This is a genomic window from Kiloniella laminariae (genome assembly GCF_027214005.1).
GTDB classification, from domain to species: domain Bacteria; phylum Pseudomonadota; class Alphaproteobacteria; order Kiloniellales; family Kiloniellaceae; genus Kiloniella; species Kiloniella laminariae_A.
Genome location: NZ_JAPWGY010000007.1, coordinates 17,285 through 41,879 on the forward strand (window position 1 = coordinate 17,285; position 24,595 = coordinate 41,879).

The window sequence follows — 24,595 nt, forward strand, 5'->3', positions numbered from 1 at the left end:
TTAGCCCTTTTAAATTATGTGCCAATTATAAAAGTTGGTGTTTTTTGAGGATATGGATTGAAGAACCGACTAACATAAGTGATCGTTGTTTGGAGCGGGAAGTGATTTATTTTACGGTCGGAAAGATACTTATTCATCAGGGTTAAGATAGCTTCATCTTTGGCGTCCATATTACCCGCCGATCCTAGTTAAATAACTGTAAGCTGTCAAAAAATATTAAGCGTAAATATCGTATTGAAATTTGAGCAACTTAAGGGCTATTTTGCGGGAAAATTCCAAATATTATTTTTTTAACAATAGTTTATTCGATAAAATATTTCCTGTAATAGTTTAAGTTTTGGAAATAGTTTTAGTAAAGTCTCTAATGGAATCTACGACCTAGCAATAGACCATAACATCAATCAGTTTTAGCTGTAATTTCGTTGCTATTTCTTAGAATGCTCCAGCCCAACTCTTTGAAGAAGATCATTTTTTCGAAGAGTCGGTTTTTGATTGGGCTGAGATCGGGACTATAGGGTGGTAAGAAGAGGAGCCATGCCCTAGGGATTTCAGCAGTATTTTCACTTTTGTGAGGCTTAAGTTGTCAATGATCACGGCACCTCCTCGTTGCAGGGTTGGTGCCAACTGGGTTTCGATATAAGTATCAAAGGTCTTTCTGTTCATCGGGCATTTGAGAACCCAAGAGGCGATCAGGCGATTACAACGAAGCACGGTGATGAGGGGTTGCGTCTTCCAATGCCCAAAAGGGCTGTTGAATACAAGCGTGTCCCCCGCAGTGACCGCCCCCGTAACCGTATCATCTTGGTGTTGATCGAGGTCTCATTAATAAAAATCAATCGATGCGGTTTAAGTCGCATGCGCAGCTGTCGTTGTGCAACCCTGATATGTCGCTGTTTATGGGCTTCTGCGCGTTCTTGTTCCTTGGCCATCAGTGTTTTTTTATAGCTGAAGCCCAGTATGCGTAAAAGCCGGGACAAAGAGGCTGGCCAAGCCCGAATTCTATGGGGTTCCTTCAGACAGGCGACCAGCTCAGGCATGGTGATCTCTGGGCGTTCCTCAACAACAGTTGTCAAAAAAAATCATCGTAGGGAGAGCTTACCACTGCCCGAGGGGTTACGACAAGGTTGTGAGCCATGAGAGTCCCCCTGACTGCTCAACCGGCTGTAAAGCCTTGATGGCATAACTCTCGCTCACCCCAAATAAGCGGGCCGCGGGACGGCGAGAATGCCTCGAGAGCGCATACCCAATAATCCGACTGCGAAGATCCCCCCTGAATAACTCTTGCCAAAAAAGGGAATCCCATAAGAGTCTATTTAAAGGCCCGATGCTCTAGCTTTAGAAATTACTCCTCTGAGTTAATTTAAAAATGGCTATATCCAGAATTTTTATTGCGATAAGCTCTTCATGTTCTGATTCAAGAAAATTCAAACGCTTTACTTTAGGGGACCTCAGGAGGATATACATTTGAATATTTGCGATGCGCTTGGGTGTTAATGCATGAAAAGAGACATCGTTTCTGTGTTGACGGGGTGAAAGTAGTCATAAACATATTTTTGAGCAGCAGACTTCTCTCGTTCAAAGATTTTTTGAGACCAAGAATCTAGTGTTGTAATAGACTCTTTAAGGGGTTTGTGTGAGTCCGTGCAAAGCTTGAAATTTTTCAACTCAACAAGTGGGTCGTAGTTAAATATTCCGCCTTTACTGAAGTGAATTATTGGTTTTCCATATAGTATAGATTCAAGTGAGACAGTTGTTCCCCAATAAAGAACCGCATCGCAATTTTGTAAATCTTCTTCTACTGAAATATAATTACTTATCATAATATTATCAGGAATTTGGTTGGAAAACTGTAAATGGGTAAGAATTTGTTTTAGTGGAAGTACGGGATGACTTCTGATAATAAAATTAACCGTTGGGTTCTTTGGCGCTTCCTTAAAGAGGTATGTTACTAAGTCTGCCACTTCTATCAGACCTTCTAGGGCGACAAGTATTTTTTTGATTGGCTGTTGTCTGTGCTTTTTAGGAGGGGATTTAAAGAGGTACTCATATCTCAAAGCGCAAGCCGGGCGAGTTCTTCCGCGGTTCCCGTTGCCATAGCGTTCAAGCATACGCATTGGGGCTATTCCTGTGGTGAAAATTATATCTGGTGATGGCCTGAGTGTTTGTTCTTCTTTAGTCGTAAACATTCCGAGTGCTGCTGGCGGGACGACTGAATGTTGATATCCTTTTATGGATAAATTAGCGGTAACACTTCTCAATCCTTTGATGAACATGAACTCCCAAGGGTTTGCTTCACAGGTCATTAATAAGCTCTCTATGTTATATCTAGACGCAATTCGTCGACCCGCCACTTCGGCCATAAGTTGGGGTAATTGTATGGTCCAGATTGCATCCTCAAGGGCGACTTGGGCCAATGGTGCCCAGTTGATTTTGGTTAAAGACGTGTTGGGGCTGGGTAAGAGTTCTTGTTGTAGGTAGAGTTTTCTCGGAAACTTTAGCGGGTTAAAAATTCCCGTAAAAACAACAGAAAATAAATGTGTTATAGGGTCTAGTATACTTTGAAATATTTCAAAAGGAATAATTTTTCCTCTTTGATTAGGGGAAATGAGGGCATAACAATCTAGTCTATCAGAAAAGCCTTGAATAATAGTTATAGAATTTTTATTCATATTTTCAATGTGATATGACAGGGTTCCAAAAAACGGATCATTGTATTTTTCTTTTTTTTGGAATGCGGATTTATAAGTGAAACTTTTTATTATGTGTACAGGTTTTTTTGAAGGAGTATAGTGACCGTAAAGTAGCTTAGTCATCAAAATCCACTTAGTAGAGCGTAGGGATTCTTTAAGTAATTTTTGTATTTGCCCTAAGCGTTTTATACTCATGTTTATAGATTTATATTCCGTCGATATGCCCTTTTCCTTGGCATAAATATATGTGGCTCTCGCTAGTAAAGGGGGGGCGTTTGATGAAATCCTTATACCGAATTGTTGTTTTTCTGCAAAAGATAATATTTTGGAAATAGTGATCCAGTTATCTGCTTCAGTTATTGTTAGTGCATTAATTCGGTTACGAGAAGCTATATCTGTTGCCCACCATAATGGGTGGGCATGGTTTATGACAGAAAGAGTCCCTAATAAGTTAATGAAGGCTGTTATTGGGCTTTCTGTATGATGGGTATATGCCTCAAATAAGTCTTGGACATCACTCTCGCGGATGCGCGAAGTATTTGAGCTGACGAGAAATAACCAGTCAAAATTGGTTTTGTGATGGGCTTTGGTTTGATTAAGAGAGTTCATTTTAGGAGGTACTTAAATTGAGTCTTAACGATATTTCTTAACTACCGCGGGGATGCCCGCGGCTATTGCGAAGGGAGGTATTCTTCCGCGAACAAGAGAACCAGCTGCAATAACGGCTCCTTCACCTATTTTTGCTCCAGAAAGAATTGTTACATTTGCTCCTATCCAAGTTTCAGTTCCTATTCGTACGTTACCTTTCTTGTGCCCTTGTTCTCTAATTTCCCTTCTCCCTTTAATAATGTGGTTTGAGGAGCTGATAAATGTATTCGGGCCGATAAGCGCCCCACTATCAATTATAATCTCCCCAAAGTCAGAAGATAATGTGACGTTGTGGTTTAGTGCGCAGTTGTTTCCAATTTTAATGACGCCCTTGGAGGATTCTAAGCAGCAGTTTCGACCAAAAGAAACGTTGTTTCCTAACGTGATGTTTGGGATACCCGAAATGAAAAAACCAACATTAATTCCCGTATTATCACCAAACTTTAAGCCAGAATATTGGAGTAATTTTTTTCTGATCCAGAATCCAGATTGGCCTGGTATTGAACGGCTGATGGAATAAATCCAATCTTTTATTTCGGAAATCAATAAGTTACACATAAATTAGGGCCCTTCAAAGTATAAGCGTAATTTATAATATTCTTTTTGAGATGTGGGTTATTAACTATGAGAAAAGAAAGTTGGGCTTTCGATGTGTTCTCTTATAGCTGTCTCAAGCTCAATGTCAGTGGTGTCAAGTGGTTCACTATAATCTGTAGCTCCTGCGCGGAATGTGTTGGAATAAATTTCTGAGCCTGCAATTTTAAGTTTGGCATCGTCAAATGAAAATTGTTTTATAAGGCAGTGGTTAGTATTTCGGGCAGAAATTTCATAAATTCCATTGTATACACTTTCAGAGATTACACACTTCCTCGGCGTATGGTTCGATAGTATATCAATCCCATCGAATGATTCTTCGTTAGAAAAACCCATTAGATTATGTAACGTTGGTCGCAAATCAATATTGGGCGAGCACAGTTCGGTATAATCTATATTAGGTATGCCAGGCCCTTTAATGAAAAAGTCGATCTTAACTCGATCATCTACCAGCGTGGGCTCTGAAACCATTTTGTGACTTGGTCTAAACGCTTCCCAAGCACTTCCATGGTCGGCGGTTAGCACTACCAGAGTGTTGTCAGGAATGTTCTTTTCAATAAACGAGAAAAGTGAACCAAGTTCACGGTCTAAGTCATGTACACGGAGTTGTTCAAGCTGTTTACTCTGAGAAAAGATATTGGGATGGTTTTTTATTTCAAAAAAATCTAACCCAGTTGATGATCCTTCTCTGCTTAAATTATAGCTTCGTGATAGTGGCGGAATGTTCCATGGTGGATGGGGGTCTGGCAGTTGTAAATAAGTGAACGTTCTATCATGGCGATGTGTTGAGAGTTGTCCAATAACATCGGAAATCCATTTACTGGTATCGTAGTTATTTTCAGTTCTACCCTCTAAAGCCCAATTATATACAAAACGATCAAATCCCCTATTGAATCCGTAGCTTGGTGTGACACGGTTCGCTGCGGAATAACATGTGGTATGAAATCCATTGCTTTGAAATGTTTCTGCCAAAAGGAGATTGTTTAAAGGTAGTTTATAATTTCTAGTGGGGTGAAATGCATGGTGACGGGATGTTCGTAATCCTGTAAAAAAACTGGTTACAGACGGGAAGGTCCATTCGCTAGACGAAAAACAATTATTTGCTTTAAAGCCATTTTTAAAAAAATGATTAATGTTTGGCGTTAACTCTACTCCATGTAAAGTAGGGTGAGCTTTGCCTAGTATTCGTTTACATCCTCCGTCTAATACTAGAATGAGAATGTGCTTGATCTCTTTAGCCTGAGGGGGGGGGGTACGACCTTTGATATTTACCCATCTCGGCATTGTTATATGGATGACCTCATTGCATTGAATAATAATTTTTGTGGCTTTTGGGGGTACTGGGAGGCGTAAATCTAGCCACCTTCCTTTTTGTGATTGCCAGTGTATCGATTTAAGGTGCGTTTGTTCAACAGTATAATCGCCGATTGTTATTTTCAATACACTGTTTGGCTGCCAATTGTCAGCAGTTACACCAATTTGTAAATGTGTGGCTCTGTTGCCCAATGGTAATGAGAGAAGGGTTTCACCTGAAGTGGTTAAGCAACTACGTGTATCGTCGCCTCTTGTTATGGTTTGTTGATGGCCACCCAAGTCTTTGAAATATTGTTTTTCGAAATGAGGGATTTCAAATGATTCATTCGTCCAAAATTTTTGAGTGGAAATGCGTTGACCGGATGGGCTTATAAGCCGTTTTATCCCAGGTGGGAGTAGCCAATCTGTTGCAAAATTTTTAAATTTCGATTTCATTTTTTAGAGAACTTTATAAAGTTGCATTTACTTGTTCTGGGTGATGTAGGATTGTTCTTCTCCTTTAGCTCTTATGGGCAGTTAGTCTAATGATGACAGGATTTTCATCTTTGTACTTTGCCAGTCCGTCACTCTCAATTGATTGAGTGATTTGTAATCCAGTATTTTTAACTCTTTGTGTTAGCTCATCTAAAACGATGAAGCGACGGTAATGCCCCGCTATTCGTTCTGTAGGACTTAATACCTCGCCTTCTCGGGCAAGGGGGTCATTTATTGATCTGCACTCAATAAATACACTTCCATTCTTTGACAGTAATTTAGCCGCAATATCCCAAAACTCTATTTCTTCAGAAAGGGTCATTGCATGAAGACAGAATCTACTGAAAATTACATCAAACTGAGTGTTTTTATCTTTTGATAACAGGTTTATTGTGCCAGTAGAAAAATTGATATTCTGCCCTGAATAATTATGAAGACAATAATCAATAGCTGCTTCAGATGCATCCAAAGCAAAAACGTTATGCCCACTATCTGCAAAAAAAGACGCATCTCGACCATTCCCACAGCCAATTTCAAGGATCTTACTCCTTGAAGTAAGTTGTGAATTTACATGCAGGGCGAATGCCGATGGAGTATTAGGAGCATCTTTTTGCGAATAATAACTATTCCAATGCTTTTTCCGTCCTCGGTCTGATGTAATTTGTTCATCTAGGGATAGAAAATGATCTACAATCTGGGAAGCAGCTAACTCGGGATTAATATCCCCGTGATTTTCTATGGTTAAATCTGGACTCTGTGGAAAATCATAGAGGCTTTCAAAATCAGTGTTATCCGTATAAATACCCTTAGTAAGGCCATCTCTACGCCGTCGTTCTTTATCAGGGACATCTAGAAAGACTTCAATTGAATGAGATACATTCTCTTTCAGCCAGATCCTTACTTCATCATACATTGCTACCGCTGAAATTATAACTATAAAGCCTTGTGCGGCTAGGTGACTTGACAGGTGAAAATATACTTTCGCTAATTCGACTCTGTCACTTTTATTATACCCCCATTTATTTGCAAGAATTGCGCGCAAATCGTCTCCGTCTAGGAAAATACAGGAATATCCATGCTCTTTGAGCTTATTCTCAACTTTCCTGCCGATTGTAGTTTTTCCAGAAGCTGAATATCCAGAAACCCAAATAATTCCATTTTCAATTTTCATAGAAAGTAACGTACCTTAATGTGTGATGGAGAAGTTGGTGATAAATAGGAAAATATAAATAGCTGTTATTTCACGGTATGTCATAACTCATAAAACAAGAGGTTTAATTTTTGGTAGTACTGGTGCAACGATATAGTTCCATATTTGGGTGCAGTTAGTGACGCGTGATAGGAGCCTTAAAAAGATATGAAAGCTAGTAATTTACTCTTGGGCTCTTGGAAACACAGAAGAGGAAGGATCCTATACTTGTGAAAACCAGATCATATTTTTCGTGAAATCTTCCCACCCTTAAGTAGATAAACACCTTTGCAACAAATTAACAGGCCCATAACAGCTAGAGGTTAACCGCCGTAAATCTACCATATTAGGGCGATAGCGATACAGCGAATTATCATAACGCCAATTTTGACGCCCTTATGAAACTAGTAGACGTAACCCATTTTGATCTGGTTCTATTTTTGCGTCTTTCATTTCGCCTAGTGCCAGAAATTATCAATGCCATTGATATGATTTTTCTTGTCCGCAAAGAGCTTCGGGTTATTTATTCCGGACTGTTTAGTGGTGTTTGTAAGGTCTATCCGGTTTAGGTTTTATACCGCCAGTTTTGTTTGCTCTGCTTACCAATATGCTTCGCCGAGTGTCTGATGTTCAGGTGCTGAATGGGGTCGGAAGTTTATCCAGTTTTTGATCACGCGTCTGGCCCTGAAGCCGTCGGTGAGTTCTTCCAGATAGGCTGCCTCTTGCAAAGCTTCGACGCAAAATTCGGCATGCATGGTGTTTGATAAGCCAACTCAGAATCATGCGACTGTGCCAGTCAATGATCGCCACCAGATACAAGAAGCCATGTTTGACCGGTATAAACGTGATATCCTACACCCGGACTTGGTAGAGCTGGTCGATCTCCAGTTTCCTGAATAGATAGGGTTAAATACGGTGCTGCGGGTGCTGCTGGCTGGTTCTTGGCCGTTAGTAGATCCGCTCTTGCAGTCCCATCAGACGCATCAAGCGCTGGGACGCGGGGTGATATCGACACCCCCTTCGGCGCAAACTGGTCGCGATCTGACGACTGCCGAAGAACAGATATCCGGTGAAGACCTGGTCGCCGGCCTTCATCACCGTCAGCGTGTCTGCATCAATCCCTACGGGGTTGTAATAAATGGCGGAGCGGCTCAAACGCACGAGTTTGTATTGCCGACGGGTGCTCAAATCCGGATGATCGCGGCAGATCATTCCTCTCTTCTTAGCCAGGCTCATTTCTTGTGCCCTTGCGCTAAAAAATCATTCTCGATGGTCAGCCTCTGGATCCTGGCATGTAGCTTCTTTGATCTCGGCTTCGCTCAGCCCTACCGGTTTGTTTCCCTATAAAAACAGATTTGTCATCCCGCCTATCGCCTAGCGTTTCCAGGTGCTCACTTGGTTTAGATGCACCTGATACCTGACTGCGATTTCCTAGATTGTCTTATCGCCACGCAGTGTCTCAAGAGCGCTTTGGCTTCGAATTGATCGCTGAAGTTCCGGCGCCTAGCCATTTCTCTATCCCTTATGTCATCGTGGGATACACCTTAACAGACTGTCCGTTTTTCTAGGACCAGTTCACACTTCGGATGACCTGAAGGACCTTTACGCTTACACCCAAAGTTACATTTATCGACATCAATTTCGTCGCCAAGGTTTCATTGTCCAATTCAGGGGCAATTAATTCACATAAGCGTTGATAATAATATACTAATTTTTTCAATAAAGCCGCACACCTAGTCGTCGTTCTTACTACCAAATAATTGATTCCTCGGTCTAGTTTCGCCTAGCTTAAATGACTTTTTCTCTTTGGCATTATCTGGTAGAGCCCAATAATGTATACCCTTAATAAGTTTCTTCCTTGATGGTGCGTCTGAGTTTATTAAGGCTGCCGGGGTTAATACGTGGTGATATGAAGTTTTTAAAATAAATATTATTTCTTAATTCGGTTTTATATTCTTCGTGTGGTTGGTTTAATAAGTCCTGAATTTTATTTTTTAATTCATTTCTTCCATGAGCAACGAAACCTGCTTGGTCAAAAGGATATCCATGATGAGAATGTGTTGGGTCGTACCAGAAAGCTTTCTTCCCAACGGAAAGGGCGTCGGCTGTAGGGGAGGACAGTCCATCAGTAATTATGACATCAGATTCAGCTATTAACTCTATTGGATCTTTATTATCCGAAAAAAGATAAACATTATGTAATGTAGATAGTTTTTTTCGGTTTCCTACAATTTTTTTTCCTAATTTAGGGGAGGCCCAGAGACTTGTATCCGATAAGAAATAACTATCTGGTTTTGAAGGTTTAATATTGAATCCATACATTGGAAATGTTTGGGCCAAGTCATAGATATCTTCAAGGAATGTTATTGCGTGTTGGTAGTTGGTGGGGCAAATTTGAGAGTTAATATAGGTAGTGTCAAATACTGATATTTTAAGGCTGTGTTCTTTACTTTCTGGTGTGTCGTTAGTCGTGTGCGAAAGAATTTTATTTATTATTAATTCAGCGAATATCGGTCCGTGATAATGGTAATGTTGAGTTCCTTGATTGTGAGTTATGTGTGAATCTGCAGCTGCTTTTGAATAGAGGAACATATGGGTGGGATTTTGACCGTACCATAGTATTTCTTTTTTATCATGAGGGGAGTCAGTCTTATCAAAAATAGCAGGTGATCCTATAAACAAGGGGTACCAAATTGAGGAAATGCCTACATAACGGAGTGCTAAATTTTTTGCGAATTGGTTTGCATAATCCTTATTGGTATATACGTACACTTTCGTGTGTGTAGATTGTTTAAGATAAATAGCAGAAATGAATTCATCGCCTAAAATTATTAAACTAAGAGATATTTCATCAAGTGAGGCAAAAGCGGATTTAATCCATAAATTAAAAATTATTTTTAGTTCTGAATTTAATAGGAGGACTTGTTTTTTTGATAATATTGATGTGCTATTTTGGTAGTATTCGTGAAAATTCCAGCCGTGGCTCCTATGTTCATTTAATGTATTTTTGCTAATGTTTATTTCGTCACAAAATAAAACATCTTCTTTTTTTAAAACTTGATCATCAACAAGAAAATGAAAAGCTCTGGGCCCGTTAAATTTTAATTGCCAGGGAAAGCCTAGGGATATAGCAATTTTTTGAGGTGCTCGTGGTGTTGTTTTCTTCGATGTAAATAAAATATTATAACATAGATATATTAATCGATTTATGGTTTGTATTATTTTCTTGCTTAATGATATTAAGCGTAATGTAGCGAGCAGAGTTGATGAATCTGCGCCAATTATCGCGTCTTTCTCGATTGATATTTTTTCTGCTGTGCCCCACTTCTGACATAGCTGGTTTAAACGGATGGCTTCAAAAGATACGACGTACGATTGATGTGATAATTTTTTAGCAGTACTTAAAGCGTAGAACAGTATTAGAAATTTCTCAGCTAATAACCGCTTGGGTATTACGTCTGCTTTTTTATCATCTGTTGCCTTTTTTAGGAATCTTATCTCGCGCGTATTAGAGAGTTGTGTAATGATATGTTCGGCTTGTGCTATTCCCATGCTATGGAATGGCTTCATGGGTTGTTGAGTGATTTGGATCAATATTTTTTTTTCAATTGCATTTTTCCATTGCGGGTGGCGCCGCATGCCCTTGCGATCTAAAAATGCTACAGTAAACCCAATTTTTGTTAGTGCGATTAAAATCGTAAAAGCCCATTTAGGAGGGAAGATAAATAGTAGAGTGTATTTTTTCAGGGGCATAAAGTAATTAACCAAATAAAAATAAGTTTACTCACATCAGAAGATTGCAATGCATGGAAACCCTGACGTTAACTATACCAGCCTGTTTGGCAAATAAGGTACAGGGAAACAATATCACTTAGCTCTGATCCTTCAAGTTTTTCACCGACAATATATCGGTCTACTAATTCAGAAGCATAACCCAAATTAAATGTGTCTGGGTGGAGAATTTCTTCATAGGGTTTGGCTTTTAGAGTGTCAATGGCGAGGTTTCTCATTGATGAGTGATAAAGTAACTCAAAGTTATGGTTAAAGTTATGGTCAGTGTCATAAGTGTAGGAATGTGGCCCTGTTTGTAGGTCCTTGGGGTAAGGAATACGGGTTCCTAGCATAGATTTTAAAAGGTATTTAGTCGATTTGAAGTCCAAGCCTCTGCCGTAACTTTCAGGCATGACTTTGAGTAAATTTTGTATTTGACCATCCCAATAAGGCATATCAGATTTTGCACCAAAATGGTCGGACATAATGTGGGCTGTTAAAACTGTTGATCCTTGCCAGTGAAAGCTATTGTAAAGATCAAGGTACCAAGAATAAATTTCCTCTTCCACTGAGTTTTCTATGCCTTGAAAATAGCATTCTTGCATGTTCCTGGTGTATTTTTCTGCTCCTGATGGCTTTAACAGCTTTGAGTTCGTTATTGACCAAAAAGGCATCCGCCCATTGCGAAGGAAAAAACTCGTGAGCATTTGGCGCATCTGACCGCCATAGGTGCTGTCGGGATCATCAAAATTGGTTGCGCCGGCCTTTGACTTGAATAGTTGAAAGATAGGGTCTTGGTTATAGGATTTATTTTTTATTTGTTTTATGAAAGTTGGCCCAAATAAATAAGAGGCCATCTTATCTGCATATTCGCGAAAATCGTATGAGGGGTGGAAAATTGTAGCGTATTGACTGAAGCCTAGATTGTGAGCACCATCACTAATCTCTCCAATATAACTTGTCTCTTCCCCACATGCAGTGTCTTTAATTTTTTGTGCTAATAAATAGTGGTTTAGACCGGTAATACTTTGAAAGTTGTGTTTTTTAAATATAGGTTTAGCGTCACTAATAGTCTGTGGGGCATTATTTAAATGATCGAGATCGACGATGTCGATTTTAACCCCATAATGTTCAGAAAATTTCTTTGCTCGTTCGATCTCATATCTGTTGCAAATACCACTACGTTCCGAATATTTCATTTGCCCGATTACGCCACGTACCTTTTGGGGACCTCGTAAATGGACCAAGCCAGCTAATATCGAAGTGGAATCCCATCCCGAGGAGAGGAATATCGCATTGCCATCTGAAGAAGAACTCGCTTCGAGATGGTCCAGAAAAGAATCAACATAATTTTTCTCTTCATGTATACCAAAGTCTTCTTGTTGTTTTTTGGCATACATAGGCCTGTGGTGTATTTTGAAATTGTTATGATTGATAGAAATAGTTTCCCCAACACCTAAACGGGTTACTGATTTATATATGGTATGCTTTTTGGGCGGTCGATGTCCGTAATAAGTTAGTGTGTGCGCTAATGCGCATTGGTCGTACCCGTCTCTAGCTGGATTTTCAGGTAAAAGCGACAAATCACTTGCTGCAGTTACGATTTCGTTTGATCGCTGAAGATAGACGTCTATTTTTCCAAATTGATCTCGGTAAATATTAGTTTTGCCATTCGCTTGAACCCAAACCAGTAAAAACCGCCCTTCAAGGTGCTCCTGAATATTAATCTCAGTTTTCCCACTTATATCCTGAAGAGCAGACATAGTTGTAGGGTACGGGTGTAGCTTGTGTGTTTTGTCTCGCCATCCAAGAATGTTACCAAAGCAAAATAACTTATCACCGGCTAAGGTAGAGATTGAGGTTGCGCCATTTCCTTCGGCGCTGAAGTATGGAGACGAATACAGGCTCGTTAAGGTATTACTGCTGATTGCGCACCCTTGAGCTATTTGCCCAATATTTAATTTGAATTCCATAAGTACCCCGGATCCCCTCTTCGTTGCCAAATATCAGTAAGAACTCCGTCCTCTCTTTCCAATTTTTCGTCAGGGAGAATATGGAATCCTGATTTTGTAAAAGCACTTTTTGATCCAATATTTAGAGGATCTATTGCGGCTCTGATTTGTTCTATATTGAGTTGGAGTAGCGCATAATTACTAACAGTAGTAATAATTTTGTTCCCCCACCCTTGCCCCCAAAGTGATATGTCAAAAATAGCCAAACCTAGCCATGCACAGTTTTGTGTAATGTCATGTAATCGACAGGTGCCAGAGTGCTTTCCTCGGACAAAAAATCCAAACAGTATAGCGCTACGATCCTCATCGTTCTCTAGTACAAATTGAGTGACATTTTTACGGGTATATTGACTCCCCGTATGAGCTGCTAGGTATTTTCTAACGTGAGGATGGTTTAAACTATCTATATAATTCTGATGAATATCTTCGATTTTTAGAGGCCGTAGTAATACATCCTCATTAATATATAAGATCGGAACGCTGGTTTTATGGAAATTTTGTGATGATATTGTCATCGTTAGATAATCGCTCTAAATACAGGCTTAATTTCTGGACCTACTAATAAATTTTTTGCATTCCGATTATCCAAAGCCATTAAATATATATCGCATGCATTTTCAAAGGCCTGGCATGTCAACCTTATATCCCGCTCTGAGTGGCTAGGTGTAACTATAAAGACACCTTGGAATAATATTCCGTAAGAAGCCATTTCTTGCATGAATAAGGTCCTGAAAGTCCAGTCGAGTTTCTTGTCTGGCCCTAAAATATTGAGCAACATATTACAAGGATATCCACTTATTTGGAGATAATCGTTTAATCCTTTATCTACAATAATATTTGAAAGGCTATTTTTTAGGAGTATTCCTGTATCCCAAATTTTTGAAATGTAATTTTTCTGTTTAAATAGCTTAATCGTGCTCATCATAGCAGCTAATCCTACAGATTCTGCCCCATGAGTACTGGATAATAGAAACAACTTTGGGTCACCCGTTCTTGAGATCCCCCCAAGTTCCATAATTTCTGAACGACCAGTTAGTGCTGCGAACGGGAAACCATTGGCAAAGCCTTTTCCATAAGTATTCAGGTCTGGAACTACGGCGTAATAACTAGAAGCGCCAGGAATTCCCATTTTTAGACCAGTTATCATCTCATCTAGGATCCACAAGGTTCCATTTCGATCGCAAAGCTCTCGTATACCCTCCAAGAAACCTTCTTTCGGAGGGTCAAATTTTACAGGCTCCATTAGAACACAAGCAATTTGACCGGGGTACTGAGTAAATAGTGCCTTCAATGAATCAAGATCATTATAGGAAAATGTTATCGTAAATTTCTTCAGTTCATCCGGGATACCATAATTGGCGGCGGTGACGCCTATAAACCAGTCATCAAAGGAGAAAAAGGGATGTTCTTTGGGAACAGCAACAATCTTTCTACCAGTAAAGGCACGGGATAATTTAACTGCTGCTGTGGTAACGGAGGAGCCATGGCGAGCAAATTTCACCATGTCAGTTCCTGTCGTCTCCAGGAATACTTCTGCTGCTTCAAGCTCAATGCTACTTGGTCTGGATAAGTTCACGCCCTGTGAAAGAGTGTTAATTACAGCTTGATTAACATCAGGCGTAGCATGCCCAATAGAAACAGATGCCAAGCCCATAGACCAGTCAATGATTTCATTCCCATCCGCATCCCAAAGGTGTGTTCCTAAACCTCTGACTATCCCTGATGATGATAATTCCGGATATTGATCACTGCCCTTTGAATAGGTATGTGCTCCCCCAGGAATTACCCTTTCTATACGCTTAGTGAATTCATGTGATTTTTTAAAAGACAGTTTACTATTTTTCATGGTCGTGAACTTCTTTTTGGCAATGAGCCCATAGAGGTGTCATATCAACGTAGGGTTCTACTAATTTGTGGAGTTCTGGGTGCTGATCGACAAATTTCAATATTGCCCCTGTTGGTATATGAGGTTTTGTGCCCTTTAGGTTTTTATATACCGCGCGGCATAGGATTAAATCCTCTGGATTGTCTACAGTTAGCCGTATGTCAAGACGCGCCCAGTCTTTTTGACACGGAATTACTTGGATCTTAAATTGATCGTGACAACGTCTTGCATAGGCAGAACAGAACTCGCTTCTTTCGTTGTCATTTCCTTTTTGATGAGACTTTACAAGCGCAGCTAAAGAATAAATCTCAAAATTCAAACCCTCAGGCAAAAATTCTGTAACTGTAATATCATTATTATTCTTTTTATGCTCTCGCCAAGCTTCAGGAAGCATCTCCCAAGACGTAAAAGGGCACTCGCTTGTAATCCTGAAAACATCAGTGGCTGCTTCATGGCGACCACATTGTACTAGGCGCTTTAACACATCTTTTTGATCACCAAGTATGTAACTAATCTCATGATGCTTGGCTACGTCTACAAATATTTGGTTTTCTATGCCTTCTGAAATACCGAGCACGATGGCGTCTATTTCATTTGTGGATTTCATTTCTTCAATAATGTGATCAAGAATTGTGATTCCTTGATCCAAATTTTGAAGGGGTTTTCCGAAAAGCCGGGAGCCCCCAGCCCTGCAAGCGAGAGCAGCTACAAGACGTTGTTCTTTTATTGCAGGTAGGTTGGTTTTCACTTCTATTACTCAATATCACTTTGTTTTAAGGGCTGAGATTTTTTTACTGCTGTAGTTAATTTTTTACCGATGACAAGATCAGGATTCTCCATCCCCAATGGTATATTCGGGCGAATGAGGGTTATATCTGAGGTCTGAAGAGTGTGACCTGCAGGCAAGTCATGGATTAGGACAATTTTTTTAACCGCTTTATTGCGATACTCTAGTTCTTGTGGTGTGGGTACTATATCACTACTGCCAATGGCGGATAACGAACGTTTAATTGAATGGACATAAGCCTTGAATTCTTTGGGGGCTAGCGCAGAGACATAGTCCTCTATTTTTAGAAGTCTATCTAGGGTGATGTGCTTTTCTATGATCCGGCAACCCAGTATGAGTGACATGGCAGTTATTGCTGCTGCATCTTCTGATGCTCCATCAACATGATCTAAAAAGCCTATTTCAGTATCTAAAGAATGTGATAGGGCTGGAATACGGGCAAGATTGGTTAAATTAAGAGGGGTTGGTTCCGACTGAAACCCGTACATCAAGGTCACATCTGGACGAGTTTTTAGATTATAATAATGAGTATATTCTTGTAATTCCTCGAGAGTAATTCCGCCAAAAGCAATCAATACGGGTTTGCATTCGTTTAGGACTTTTTGAGTAAGATCCTTATCGAAAAATGTTGTGGTGTGGAGTTTAAAGCCATCAACATTGATTTTTTTTGCAATACTAAAAGATCTATCCCCAAAAACATCGGCATAAAATTCAATGCCAAGCTCTGCTGCATAGTCTTTTACCTCTTGCCAGCTTTCGAGAGGCATTTCCAAAGACTTAAATATATCATAGTGGATATTTCCCGGAGCAGCCAGTTCATCGACAAAAACTATTTGGAACTTTACAGCATCAGCTTCTGCTTCCTTTGCACTACGTATAAGCAGCTTCGCTAAGTCAACGCTACCTTCATAACCCTGTGCAGCTTCGGCGATGATTTTTAAACTCGTCACGTTTCTGATATCTCAATCTGGAGGTTCATTATTCGATTAGCATCTTTTACAGAAGTAACCGGGGAGGAGAGACCTTTAATCCCATCAAGAACATGTTGTGTTTGTAAAACATACATTTCATTGAGATCATCTAATTTTCCTTCAGGAAAATTAACGGTTTCATTATTTTTTCTAATGAGTTTAAGTCCATCATGGAAATCCCACTCTATAACACCTTTCGTTCCTGCGATTTCATATCTCCGACGGTAAACGGGATAAAGATAATCCATCTGGAGTGTTGTGAAGTTTCCGTTCTCATGATGCAGGCAGGCAATAGCTATATCGTTGGTATCGATTTCAAGATTTCCGGTATTCTTTGCCATGGATTTAATCGACTTGATAGGACTTAAAAGCCAAGCGATAGCATCAAGTTCGTGTGCATCGAACTCGATGCCTCCCCCTAAATCTTTACGAGCGGAATAAGTTTTGCGATAATCTTCCCAAGGATGCCAGTCGGGTAGCCAATATCCCCCATGTACTCTTGAAGAGAAGATATTGCCAATATCTCCATCATTAATGAGTTGTTTCATCTTTATAAATGCAGGGTGAAATTTCCAATTCGAGCCTACGTGTACAAACAGCTTCTTTTCTTCGATTGTTCTGATTAACTGGGGCACGTTGGTATTATTGGTTCCTAATGGCTTTTCGATGAGCAGATTGCAACCATGTCTTGCTGCAAGTATGGATTGCTGAATATGAAATGAATTAGGGCTTGCAATTACAACCAGATCGGGTTTTTTTTTTAAACAGTTTTCGAAGTCATCACTGCTATCTGAATCCATCTCTGCTTCAAAAGATGCCCGCCTTTCAGCGTTAGGATCATACCCGATAATATCGGTGATTCCGCAGGACTTTAAATTTCTGGCGTGCCGAAGGCCAATGGAGCCTAGGCCGGATATTAATACTGTTGGCTGTACCATTCTTACCCCAAGCTTTTGTTATAAATAATAAAATCTAAGGTCGTTCGCGATACACTTTGCCCAAGCACGTAAAATACGATAATTCGCCTTGAGTACCCCACCAATTCGAGCCTGATTGTCTTGGCGGGAAATTATATTAATCGGTACACTTGATATCTTTCCCCCGTCCCTGGCAACATCTAGCAAGAGGCCTGTATTGATAGTTTTTCTGGTCTTGGGGTTGTTATATTTTTTATATACATCTGATTTTATCGCTTTCAATCCACACAGAGGGTCTGGAATTGAAAAACGTTTTTTTGTATAATAACCAAAAAGATACTCGGAAAACCGTGGAAAATAATTTCGTGCACCGATAGCTATAGAAGTATTGTCGTCTGACATTGCTTTTAGAACGCTATGAACGGATTCTAAACTGTGTTGTCCATCTGCATCGCAGGTTAACAGGATTTGTGCGTCTCGTTCAATCGCTGCGACAAAGCCAGCAGCGAGAGCTTTATCATATCCACGGTTCTTGTCATGCTTGATTACAGTTGCACCTCCACGTAGCGCTTCTGTCGATGTTCCGTCTATAGAGCCATCATCAACAACAATAACCAAACCTATTCCTGTTAGGCCTTTTACAATATCATATATTGTATTGGCTTCATTGAGAGCCGGGATGATTATTGCTACTTTGGGCATTCGATATCTTTGCTACGTACACAATCCCCTTCAGGGATATCTCGGGTTAATCTTTGGCCAATTAGGGTATGTATTTTATAAGGTTCTAGAGCATCCTTTGGACAAGGGCGCAGAACAACCAAATCCTCTGGTTTGATAATTGATCCAGCTGTTAGGTTTTTGGCTGTGCGTATTGCGCGTCTTTGTACGACAACGGTTTCCAGTTCATTCGGCATTATAGTCTTTTCATGACTACCTAGTGCTGCCTCTAACCATCTTGTTCGCTCAACCATTAAGGACCATGATTTAGGATCCATTGCGAATAGGTGATCGGGTCCTTCACGATTATTATCATCAGTGAAGTGTTTCTCAATAACACGTGCCCCCAAAGAAACGGCACCAAGAACAGTCATGTCTCCTGGGGTATGATCGGAAAGTCCGAGAACTGTATTTGGGAAGAATTTTTTATAGGTTTTTAAGACGTTAAGGGCAGAATAACTTATATTATCAATGTTACCAGTGTAGTTAGTATTGCATTGCATTAGAACAAGTTTATCTGTTTCTTTATTTGCAACATCCATCGCCAAAACAACTTCGTTCATAGTTGTCGCGCCAGTTGCCAGCAAGAGTGGTTTGTCATCTGAGGCTAGTTTTGAAATCATTTCATGCCATGTTATGTCACCAGAACCAAGCTTCCATGCACAAACGTGTTCGCTTAAATAATCGACTAATCCAAGGTCATAAGGGGTCGTGAAATAGTCAATTTTTGCTTCTAGGCATGATTTTTTGAGTTCTTCTGTCCATTCGATTGGTAGAGATGCTTCTCTATATACCTCGACAACTGATTTTTTCCATTTTGATTGATGCCCGAGACCAGTATCTAAATTGGCGAAGCCATAATTGGACACAATTGTTTCAGCTATAAAATTTTGAAATTTTGCAGCGTTTGCACCGGCTTCAGCTGCAAGAAATATTAGTTCCTTAGCCCTTTCAAGAGATCCATCATGATTTGCAGCGATATCAGCAATAAAATAAGTTGGGTACTCCATACCAATAGTATTTTTCCCAATTGAAATGTTCATTGCTTAGTGTCCGTTGATCTTCTTCAAATATAAGATTTTTGAGTATATTATACGTCGGATTCAATTACTGAGCGTAACTGTTCAGTATTAAACCACTCTGTGTTTGTGTCGCTGGCATATTCAAAATTTTGTCTAACGGGTTTACCTTCTTCGCCATTGAATACGGGGCTTTCATCGTAATCCCAGAACGTAGATTGTGGCCTAATAATGTAGTGATCTTTAAATTCAAGGGTATTGCGAGCTTCATCTTTTGGAATCATCATCTCATGCAGCTTTTCGCCTGGGCGAATGCCAACGATATCTTGCCTACAGTTCGGATCGATTGCAGAGGCGAGATCTGTAATTTTCATTGATGGAATTTTGGGGACAAAAATTTCTCCCCCTCTCATACGCTCTGCTGAATCGATTACAAACTGTACACCGCTGGTAAGAGTAATCCAGAAACGAGTCATTCGGGGATCCGTAATAGGGAGTACTCCTTCTTTTGCCCTCTCCCTAAAGAAGGGAATGACGCTTCCCCGAGATCCGATGACGTTCCCGTATCTAACGACTGAAAATCTGGTTCCGCCAATATCTGAGAGGTGATTTGCTGCAACAAATAATTTGTCTGAACAAAGCTTTGTTGCGCCGTACAAGTTGAGGGGGTTTACCGCCTTATCTGTTGATAGGGCGATAACTTTTTTTACTCCGGTATTAATCGCGGCGTTAATTATGTTTTCAGCACCCAAAACATTAGTCTTAATACATTCAATAGGGTTGTATTCTGCCGCGGGCACCTGTTTTAAAGCTGCTGCGTGAATGACATAGTCAACACCCTTAAAAGCTCTTTCTAGCCGAGCCTCATCCCTGATATCTCCGAGGAAGTAACGAAGATTTGGATGAGATATTGTCTGTGCCATTTCAAACTGCTTGAGCTCATCCCGTGAGAAGACTATCAGGCGTTTTGGGTTATGATCTTTCAGTAATTTTGAAATAAAAACTTTACCAAAGGAGCCTGTGCCACCTGTTACAAGTATCGACTTTTCATTAAAAATGCTCATATTGCTAACCATTCATTTCTGTATATAAATCGTCTATACCTTCATCAATTGAAGGCATCTTTCGGCCAAGGAACGTCGAAATTTTTTGTGAGCTCAATGACATATCTTTAGGCCGTGGTGTTTGCGATTTTGTTTCACAGCTTTTTATACCCTTAACCTTCTCTTCGGGTAAACCAAATTTAGTGGCTACTTTTTTGATGAAGTCGTATTTGGAAATTCTCTCACTACTGACGACGTTGTAAATTCCCCTCGCATCAAGTGAGATCAGATCTAGTAAAAGATTAATGAGTTGCTTCCTGTGGAGAGGGGTGAAATGTATATCAGTATAGCCGTTTAGATCTTCCCTCTTCTGCAGTGAGCTTATGATCCAGTCAGAGAACGAGGGGCGCCATTCGAGGCCTTTACCATAAAAATTCGTGCGAGCAATGAGAGCCTTGGGGTTTGCTGCAAGTACCTGTTGTTCCCCGTTGCTTTTCGTTTCCGCATAATTGTTCAGGGGAACGGGTTGTAAGGTTTCTGGAACGTATTTCTGTGTGCCGTCCCATAAATGGTCGGTAGATATATAAACCATCTTGCAAGAATTGTTATAAGCCCATTTGGCCATCAGTGTGGGAGCTGTAACGTGCAACTCTGTAGCCAAGTTAAGATTTGTTTCGCATTGATCAATATTTGTAAGGGCAGCACAGTGGATTATTATCGTAGGGGCAGCGCTTTCTAATACATGGCTTATGGCATTTTTGTCTGTAATGTCGCATTTCTTTATAAGTGCCTTGTCTATTTTTATTTTGTGGTGATTGATAAGCCCTATAGCTACTGAATGTTTATTATTTAATTCGGCACATAGAGCGCTGCCCAACAAGCCACTGGCGCCGGTAATTAACCATTTCATTGAGTTTTCATTCAATCTTTTTATCGTGTGAGAAAGATTTTCTGTGATTGTTGCTTAATAAATTGCTGTTTTCTAAAGAACCGGCTTTATACGTAAGCGGTGCAGCTTTTGCATACTCTTCTGTAAGTTCGGATTATGTCATCACGTTACCAGTAATCGCGAGATCTCGAAACGAAGCATTTCGTGAAATAATATCTGAAAAGTGGCCACAATCAACAACCTTTCCATGCTCCATATATACAATTTTATCAAAAGACTTTAGAGCGCCTAGCCTATGAGTAACAAATATTAGCGTACTTGTTGAGTGCTGGGATAGTAGTTCATCGATAATGAATTTTTCAATCTTTAAGTCTAATGCTGAAGTTGCTTCGTCGAAGATCAGAATTTCTGGCCTATTGTAGAGTGCCCTTGCAACTCCAATTCGCTGAGCTTGTCCGCCAGAAAGTTGAGAACCTTCATCTCCTACAATTGTATCTAAACCGTCAGGTAAGGCAGCGATAAATTCTGTTAAACCAGCATTGAGGACTGCATGGTTCACGGCTGCCGAATCAATCTCCTCGTCGGTTATCCCTAAGGCTATGTTACGGCGTATACTATCGTCATTAATATAAATTTTTTGTGGAACATATCCGATCATTTTTCGCCAGGAGGGTAAATCGAAAAAAATATTGTTCGTATCGCAAAGAATTTCACCTTTTTGGGGGCATTGGAAACCCAGCAATAAATCAACTAGCGTTGATTTTCCAGCCCCCGAGCTGCCTACAATAGCAATGTTCTCTCCCTTATTAAGGGTAAGGTTTATGTTTTCGATCTGCCCGCTTTCTTGTTTGGGATGTCTATACCAAACGGAATTGAATTTAATAGAAGCATTATAGCTAAGTTTATTATTAGTAGTGAAGGCTGTTGGAGTTTGTACCGTTTTAATGAATTTAATTTCTTCAGTTAAGCAATCTATCGCGACTGCTCCAGCCCGGATTTGCTGAGCCGCTACTAACATTCTGTTAGTTGAGGATGCCACTCTTAAACTTGCAGCGCCAAGCAATGCTAAGCTGGCAATAATTTCACTAGAAGACCGTTGTGTTGAAAGGATTAGAATAATTAGAGCAAGGCTAACAGCGATGAGTATCTCAAGAATAAACCTAGGGGCTATTTGATATAATCTCTGTTCCGCTGAGATTTTTGTAAGATTTTTGGTATAGTTATCAACAAGATTAATTATATATTTTTGTCTATTGAGAATGTGCAATTCTTTCAGGGCGCCATATCCTTGTCTAATCCAAGTCAATTGCTTGATGTTAATGCTTTGATAAGATTTCGCTAAAATTCCAAGTCTTTTATGCAGCAACAGATAAAAAACAAAGCCTCCGCCTCCTAAAACAACAAAGGCAATGCCAGAGGAAAGGGGATCAATTGCTACTAGTACAATCAGGGCAAGGAGGACTGTAATGAGTTCAATTACAATCGCTGTAGCAGGAAGAATGATCATTGAAACTATTTGTCGACTCAATGCATAAACATTTCTTATGAGTTCTGACGTGCTTCGTACTTTTACCTTAGAATATGGAGCTTTGAGGTGACTGGAGAATATAGATGATACGAGAGATGCCTCGAATCGTACTAACGTATTGTTTTGCCAATGATAAATCGCTAAGGACCCGATATTTTTGAATACAATGAGCCCAAAAATAGAAATTGCTAAAAAAATTGAAATTTGTTCACGATCATAGCCTGAGAAAAAAACGTAAATAATTTTCACTATAGAGTTTTTATCCAAGCCATCATCATCTAGTAGCATGAGTATAAGTGGGAAAACCAGGCCTAAGCCTAATACTTCAAGAGCAGACAACGTTGCCCCTGAAAGGACTATCAAAGGGGTTAATCGTCTTGTCTGAGGGTCAAGCAGACTGAGTAAATTTAAAAATTTATTTTTCATTGATATGGAAATGTTTCTTCTATTGCAGCACAGATATTATTCTGATCTGCCTCTGCTAAATAGGGGTGCATAGGCAAGCTGAACACTTGAGACGAAAGCTTTTCAGATGTGCTAAGACCAGCAGAGTCCATGGGAAAATGTTTATAAGCCTGAAGCTTATTAAGAGGCGTTGGATAGTATACTGCTGTTGGAATACCCTTTTGGTCTAGGTGATCTCTAATCCTGTTACGATTTTTGCAGCATAAAGTGTATTGCGCCCATGCTGATCTTACACAGGTAGGTATCGCTTGTCTTGTAAGCGCGAGAGGAAGCCTTGTAGAATAATAATCAGCAATTTTCTGCCGGGCTAATATTTCAACAGAAAGGATCTGGATTTTCTCTATAAGTATAGATGCCTGTAGCGTATCTAGGCGGCTGTTCATGCCAATCCGTATATTATCGTACTTATTTTTTCCTTTGCCATGAATACGTAAAGATTTGATACTTTCGGCAATTTCTGCATTATCGGTCAGAACTGCACCACCGTCACCATATGCGCCCAACGGTTTACTGGGGAAGAAGCTCGTTGTTGTTATGTCTGCCATCGTGCCGACTTGTTTGCTGCCACGAGCACCGCCAATACTTTGAGCTGCATCTGCTATTACAAAAAGATTGTTTTCTTTTGCGATAGTTTGAATTGTTTCGTAATCAGGGACGGAGCCGAAGAGGTCTACAGCTATTATACCGCGTGGCCGAAAGCCTCGGGTTTTGGCGTCAAGAATTGAGCGCTTTAAGCTCGTCTGGTCCAATAAAAATGATTTTTCATCAACGTCAACGAAGTACGGTACAGCTCCTAAAAGGGCGACCGCTTCTGCGGAGGCAGCAAAAGTAAAGGCTGGTACGAAAATAATATCATTAGGCTGAATATCCATAGCCATCAGGGCGAGAGAAAGTGCATCGGTTCCATTTGCACAGCTTATGGCGTAATGTGCCCCTGTGTATTTTTCTAAAGCGATCTCGAATTCACGGACTTCGGGGCCCATAATAAATTGGCCGTGATGTATTACTTTCTGAATTGCAGCTTCTATTGCGCCATTTAAGTTCAAACGTTGCGCATCTAGGTTGATAAAGGGGATGCTTTTCATATCGGAACTTCTGTAAAATTGACTTTGATCACAAGATAGCCGTCTAGGTTTTCTTCGTATTCTGTATTGTCAATTGGGCATACGAGATTTTTCTCTAGTTTTGATCCGGCTTTACTCATCCAGCCGATCTGCTTTGCTGGAACGCCAGCCATCAGGGCAAATGGTTTGACGTTTTTTGTCACAACCGCACCAGCGGCAATAAAACTGTATTCCCCAAGTTCGTGGCCACATACAATCGTCGCATTAGCTCCTATTGTGGCGCCTCTGCGAACCGTCGTATCCAGAAACTCTTCCTTTCGCTCTATTTCCGCCCTCGGATTGTTGACGTTCGTAAAAACACAAGAAGGTCCACAAAATACACCGTCTTCAATTGTAATTCCTTTGTAGATACTTACGTTGTTTTGAATTTTACAATTGTCCCCGATTTTTACAGACGGCCCAATCATAACATTTTGTCCTAAAGTACAATTTTTCCCGATCGTTACATCACCAAGGATGTGACTGAAATGCCATATTTTTGTACCTTCGCCAATTTTAACATTGGCATCAATGTATGAACTTTCATGAATATAGGTTGATGATGGAGCGGGCATG

The 24,595-nt window shown here is 40.2% G+C and carries 20 protein-coding genes; 1 reads left to right on the forward strand and 19 read right to left on the reverse strand.

All coding sequences use genetic code 11. The annotated features are described in order from the left end of the window. Nucleotides 1-1,490: 1,490 nt before the first annotated feature. The 4 genes from O4H49_RS16220 to O4H49_RS16235 all read right to left on the reverse strand — a co-directional run bounded on the left by O4H49_RS16220 (nucleotide 1,491) and on the right by O4H49_RS16235 (nucleotide 6,891). On the reverse strand, nucleotides 1,491-3,299 hold the full coding sequence (locus O4H49_RS16220) for a hypothetical protein (RefSeq protein ID WP_269424489.1): 1,809 nt from the start codon (nucleotides 3,297-3,299) through the stop codon (nucleotides 1,491-1,493). 24 nt (nucleotides 3,300-3,323) lie between these two features. After that, nucleotides 3,324-3,896, reverse strand: a complete 573-nt coding sequence (locus tag O4H49_RS16225; RefSeq protein ID WP_269424490.1) for an acyltransferase — start codon at nucleotides 3,894-3,896, stop codon at nucleotides 3,324-3,326. A 60-nt stretch (nucleotides 3,897-3,956) separates the two neighbouring features. After that, the gene (locus O4H49_RS16230; RefSeq protein WP_269424491.1) at nucleotides 3,957-5,681 is read right to left on the reverse strand and encodes a sulfatase-like hydrolase/transferase; all 1,725 of its coding nucleotides are present in this window, start codon (nucleotides 5,679-5,681) and stop codon (nucleotides 3,957-3,959) included. Between the two features lie 64 nt (nucleotides 5,682-5,745). Continuing rightward, nucleotides 5,746-6,891, reverse strand: coding sequence for an adenylyl-sulfate kinase (locus tag O4H49_RS16235; RefSeq protein ID WP_269424492.1), 1,146 nt, complete (start codon nucleotides 6,889-6,891; stop codon nucleotides 5,746-5,748). Nucleotides 6,892-7,307: 416 nt separating this feature from the next. Here O4H49_RS16235 and O4H49_RS16240 point away from each other — a divergent pair, with 416 nt between their 5' ends. Next, nucleotides 7,308-7,478: a hypothetical protein gene (locus O4H49_RS16240; RefSeq protein ID WP_269424493.1), complete on the forward strand. Its 171-nt coding sequence runs from the start codon at nucleotides 7,308-7,310 to the stop codon at nucleotides 7,476-7,478. Nucleotides 7,479-7,857: 379 nt separating this feature from the next. Here the strand turns inward: O4H49_RS16240 and O4H49_RS16245 are convergent, their stop codons facing one another. From O4H49_RS16245 to O4H49_RS16315, 15 genes are all read right to left on the reverse strand, one after another. After that, complete coding sequence (locus tag O4H49_RS16245; protein ID WP_269424494.1) at nucleotides 7,858-8,145, reverse strand: hypothetical protein; 288 nt, start codon at nucleotides 8,143-8,145, stop codon at nucleotides 7,858-7,860. A gap of 606 nt (nucleotides 8,146-8,751) precedes the next feature. Further along, nucleotides 8,752-10,662, reverse strand: a complete 1,911-nt coding sequence (locus tag O4H49_RS16250; protein ID WP_269424495.1) for a hypothetical protein — start codon at nucleotides 10,660-10,662, stop codon at nucleotides 8,752-8,754. 68 nt (nucleotides 10,663-10,730) lie between these two features. Next, complete coding sequence (locus tag O4H49_RS16255; protein WP_269424496.1) at nucleotides 10,731-12,653, reverse strand: hypothetical protein; 1,923 nt, start codon at nucleotides 12,651-12,653, stop codon at nucleotides 10,731-10,733. Further along, entirely contained in the window at nucleotides 12,638-13,207 is a 570-nt protein-coding gene (locus O4H49_RS16260; protein WP_269424497.1) for a GNAT family N-acetyltransferase, read from the reverse strand. The genes O4H49_RS16255 and O4H49_RS16260 overlap by 16 nt, the downstream gene beginning before the upstream one ends. Before the next feature lie 2 nt (nucleotides 13,208-13,209). Next, a complete protein-coding gene (locus O4H49_RS16265) occupies nucleotides 13,210-14,538 on the reverse strand; it encodes a glutamate-1-semialdehyde 2,1-aminomutase (RefSeq protein ID WP_269424498.1) in 1,329 nt (442 codons plus the stop codon). Beyond that, nucleotides 14,528-15,325 carry a cytidylyltransferase domain-containing protein gene (locus tag O4H49_RS16270; protein ID WP_269424499.1) on the reverse strand — a complete coding sequence of 266 codons (798 nt, stop codon included), beginning with the start codon at nucleotides 15,323-15,325 and terminating at the stop codon, nucleotides 14,528-14,530. The genes O4H49_RS16265 and O4H49_RS16270 overlap by 11 nt, the downstream gene beginning before the upstream one ends. Before the next feature lie 5 nt (nucleotides 15,326-15,330). Continuing rightward, nucleotides 15,331-16,314: an N-acetylneuraminate synthase family protein gene (locus O4H49_RS16275; protein WP_269424500.1), complete on the reverse strand. Its 984-nt coding sequence runs from the start codon at nucleotides 16,312-16,314 to the stop codon at nucleotides 15,331-15,333. After that, nucleotides 16,311-17,273: a Gfo/Idh/MocA family protein gene (locus tag O4H49_RS16280; RefSeq protein WP_269424501.1), complete on the reverse strand. Its 963-nt coding sequence runs from the start codon at nucleotides 17,271-17,273 to the stop codon at nucleotides 16,311-16,313. Before O4H49_RS16280 ends, O4H49_RS16275 begins: the two co-directional genes overlap by 4 nt. 18 nt (nucleotides 17,274-17,291) lie before the next feature. Then, complete coding sequence (locus O4H49_RS16285; protein WP_269424502.1) at nucleotides 17,292-17,954, reverse strand: glycosyltransferase family 2 protein; 663 nt, start codon at nucleotides 17,952-17,954, stop codon at nucleotides 17,292-17,294. Further along, on the reverse strand, nucleotides 17,942-19,015 hold the full coding sequence (locus O4H49_RS16290; protein WP_269424503.1) for an N-acetylneuraminate synthase family protein: 1,074 nt from the start codon (nucleotides 19,013-19,015) through the stop codon (nucleotides 17,942-17,944). Before O4H49_RS16290 ends, O4H49_RS16285 begins: the two co-directional genes overlap by 13 nt. 47 nt (nucleotides 19,016-19,062) lie before the next feature. Next, nucleotides 19,063-20,055 (reverse strand): UDP-N-acetylglucosamine 4,6-dehydratase (inverting), encoded by a 993-nt coding sequence (gene pseB / locus O4H49_RS16295; protein ID WP_269424504.1) that lies wholly within the window; start codon nucleotides 20,053-20,055, stop codon nucleotides 19,063-19,065. Between the two features lie 4 nt (nucleotides 20,056-20,059). Next, nucleotides 20,060-20,944, reverse strand: a complete 885-nt coding sequence (locus O4H49_RS16300; protein WP_269424505.1) for an SDR family oxidoreductase — start codon at nucleotides 20,942-20,944, stop codon at nucleotides 20,060-20,062. 133 nt (nucleotides 20,945-21,077) lie between these two features. Beyond that, the gene (locus tag O4H49_RS16305; RefSeq protein WP_269424506.1) at nucleotides 21,078-22,877 is read right to left on the reverse strand and encodes an ABC transporter ATP-binding protein; all 1,800 of its coding nucleotides are present in this window, start codon (nucleotides 22,875-22,877) and stop codon (nucleotides 21,078-21,080) included. Continuing rightward, nucleotides 22,874-24,001 (reverse strand): DegT/DnrJ/EryC1/StrS family aminotransferase, encoded by a 1,128-nt coding sequence (locus O4H49_RS16310; protein WP_269424507.1) that lies wholly within the window; start codon nucleotides 23,999-24,001, stop codon nucleotides 22,874-22,876. The genes O4H49_RS16305 and O4H49_RS16310 overlap by 4 nt, the downstream gene beginning before the upstream one ends. After that, nucleotides 23,998-24,594 carry a DapH/DapD/GlmU-related protein gene (locus tag O4H49_RS16315; protein WP_269424508.1) on the reverse strand — a complete coding sequence of 199 codons (597 nt, stop codon included), beginning with the start codon at nucleotides 24,592-24,594 and terminating at the stop codon, nucleotides 23,998-24,000. The genes O4H49_RS16310 and O4H49_RS16315 overlap by 4 nt, the downstream gene beginning before the upstream one ends. Nucleotide 24,595: the final 1 nt, after the last annotated feature.

Excerpts from the sequence above, each read along its gene's own strand:
- O4H49_RS16220 (WP_269424489.1), bottom strand. The coding sequence starts at position 3,299 with ATGAACTCTCTTAATCAAACCAAAGCCCATCACAAAACCAATTTTGAC.
- O4H49_RS16225 (WP_269424490.1), bottom strand. The coding sequence starts at position 3,896 with ATGTGTAACTTATTGATTTCCGAAATAAAAGATTGGATTTATTCCATC.
- O4H49_RS16230 (WP_269424491.1), bottom strand. The coding sequence starts at position 5,681 with ATGAAATCGAAATTTAAAAATTTTGCAACAGATTGGCTACTCCCACCT.
- O4H49_RS16235 (WP_269424492.1), bottom strand. The coding sequence starts at position 6,891 with ATGAAAATTGAAAATGGAATTATTTGGGTTTCTGGATATTCAGCTTCT.
- O4H49_RS16240 (WP_269424493.1), top strand. The coding sequence starts at position 7,308 with ATGAAACTAGTAGACGTAACCCATTTTGATCTGGTTCTATTTTTGCGT.
- O4H49_RS16245 (WP_269424494.1), bottom strand. The coding sequence starts at position 8,145 with ATGAGCCTGGCTAAGAAGAGAGGAATGATCTGCCGCGATCATCCGGAT.
- O4H49_RS16250 (WP_269424495.1), bottom strand. The coding sequence starts at position 10,662 with ATGCCCCTGAAAAAATACACTCTACTATTTATCTTCCCTCCTAAATGG.
- O4H49_RS16255 (WP_269424496.1), bottom strand. The coding sequence starts at position 12,653 with ATGGAATTCAAATTAAATATTGGGCAAATAGCTCAAGGGTGCGCAATC.
- O4H49_RS16260 (WP_269424497.1), bottom strand. The coding sequence starts at position 13,207 with ATGACAATATCATCACAAAATTTCCATAAAACCAGCGTTCCGATCTTA.
- O4H49_RS16265 (WP_269424498.1), bottom strand. The coding sequence starts at position 14,538 with ATGAAAAATAGTAAACTGTCTTTTAAAAAATCACATGAATTCACTAAG.
- O4H49_RS16280 (WP_269424501.1), bottom strand. The coding sequence starts at position 17,273 with ATGGTACAGCCAACAGTATTAATATCCGGCCTAGGCTCCATTGGCCTT.
- O4H49_RS16285 (WP_269424502.1), bottom strand. The coding sequence starts at position 17,954 with ATGCCCAAAGTAGCAATAATCATCCCGGCTCTCAATGAAGCCAATACA.
- O4H49_RS16290 (WP_269424503.1), bottom strand. The coding sequence starts at position 19,015 with ATGAACATTTCAATTGGGAAAAATACTATTGGTATGGAGTACCCAACT.
- pseB (WP_269424504.1), bottom strand. The coding sequence starts at position 20,055 with ATGAGCATTTTTAATGAAAAGTCGATACTTGTAACAGGTGGCACAGGC.
- O4H49_RS16300 (WP_269424505.1), bottom strand. The coding sequence starts at position 20,944 with ATGAAATGGTTAATTACCGGCGCCAGTGGCTTGTTGGGCAGCGCTCTA.
- O4H49_RS16305 (WP_269424506.1), bottom strand. The coding sequence starts at position 22,877 with ATGAAAAATAAATTTTTAAATTTACTCAGTCTGCTTGACCCTCAGACA.
- O4H49_RS16310 (WP_269424507.1), bottom strand. The coding sequence starts at position 24,001 with ATGAAAAGCATCCCCTTTATCAACCTAGATGCGCAACGTTTGAACTTA.
- O4H49_RS16315 (WP_269424508.1), bottom strand. The coding sequence starts at position 24,594 with ATGCCCGCTCCATCATCAACCTATATTCATGAAAGTTCATACATTGAT.